Annotated in this window: 1 protein-coding gene and 1 riboswitch; the gene reads right to left on the bottom strand. The window is 44.2% G+C overall.

All coding sequences use genetic code 11. The features are described from left to right. Positions 1 to 403 precede the first annotated feature (403 nt). Positions 404 to 516, bottom strand: a riboswitch (TPP riboswitch). Between the two features lie 81 nt (positions 517 to 597). Next, the coding region (locus tag AC1DWN_RS33560) for a GerAB/ArcD/ProY family transporter (RefSeq protein WP_477563154.1) at positions 598 to 1,612 on the bottom strand (1,015 nt) is incomplete at its 5' end.

Genomic DNA, 1,612 nt, shown 5'->3' with positions numbered 1-1,612 from the left:
CCCTTGCTCCTGTTCGTTTGTAGATGGTGTGTTATTCGCTCCGCAGCCTGCCAGTGCCAATACAAACACGAGCATAGCACCAACAACTTTCCACGACGATTGCCCAGCCTTTTTCTTATTCATGATGTGTTGTGTTCCCCTCTCCATGACTTCTATTTGTTTAAGGCGACGACTCCTCATTAGTATCCGGGTAATGGATTCCGATCACCAAGCGTAAACGACTGTCGCCGTCCTCTTCGGCAAAAGCAATCGTTTCGCGGAGATATATAAGCACTTTTATAAGTGAAAACTTATAAATTCTTATATATAAAAAAAAGCGTCCCCCTAATCCGGAGGACGCCATAAATTCGGCTGTGCAGCTGTTATCATTCGCTTATCCTGATCTTTATGATCAAGCTTGCAAAATAAACAGAGCTTCTGTCCCTACGCTGGCATTATCCAGATCAGGTTTAACGGGTCGGAATTGTACAGATAATCCCCTCTCAGCCGGCCTAACCAGCTCCCCGGAACATATTCGGTTTCGTCAATACCTTTAATTGTATAGCAAAAGTCTATCAGAATGCTAGTATTTTTTTGTATAGCAGCATTACGACTCCTCTATCCAGCCGTTTTATATCGTTTTCGAACACCAACTATAAGCATGAGCAGAGGCACCGCGATTTGAAAGAACGGTATTAGCTTCAGCGATATTTCAAATCCAAACCATAGATGATACGTATTGTTTGGCTCCAAAAAAGATGTAAAATAGATGATCACGCCTATCGGCATAACACAATATCGATAGGGGATGACTGTTGCAGCGCTGAATGTAAATACGGACGCCATGTATAAGGCAGTCATTTTCACATAAAGCCCTATAAATAATAACAAAGTGACAATGACATCGAGCCTCTCTAGAAAGTTAGCCAACCTAATCAACTGCACAACCTCCAGCAGCGGAAGCGCCGTTACCGCTGCTAAACTCGGTCCAAGCACGCACATGACGAGCATATTCATAAATACGAGAAAAGCGGACACTGCGATTTGCGGCCAATACGTACTCCGACCCCATGCTTTCTTCTCGCTAAGATGCTTCCAGAACACAAGAAAAATGATCATTTGTCCAAATGGAAACGAAAGCAAGTCCGGAAAAGCCGCCTTAATAATTGGTGCTGCCCCATTCTCGAACATAGGCAGCAATTGATTTATACGGGGCAAATTCGCAATGAACAGCAGTATTATGATGAGGGTATAGCTAATCACAACAATAGGAAACAGCAGTTGAACAACACGAACAAACACTTCAATCCCTTTGCTAACCGTATAAGCCGCGGCACTAATGATCAGCAGCATAATAATCCAACGAGGCGTGAACGACAGCAGTGCAATAGGGGTAAGCTCACCTACATCTCGCACATTTCTCATCGATTCATAAGCAAACATACCCGCATACATGAGGCCTAATACCGCGCCAATCCACCGTCCAAAATGCATTACTAAAAGCTCAGCTAGTCCCGCTTCTAAGGCGCGTCGTTGAATACACACGTAAATGAAAGTTAACAACAAACCGGCAACTGCAGCAATCGTCATTGCGATCCAAGCATCCTGCTTCGCTTGAATGCCGAGCTCGAAT

It is taken from the genome of Paenibacillus sp. P4_A7 (genome assembly GCF_056402455.1).
This window is presented reverse-complemented; position numbering and strand designations above follow the sequence as displayed.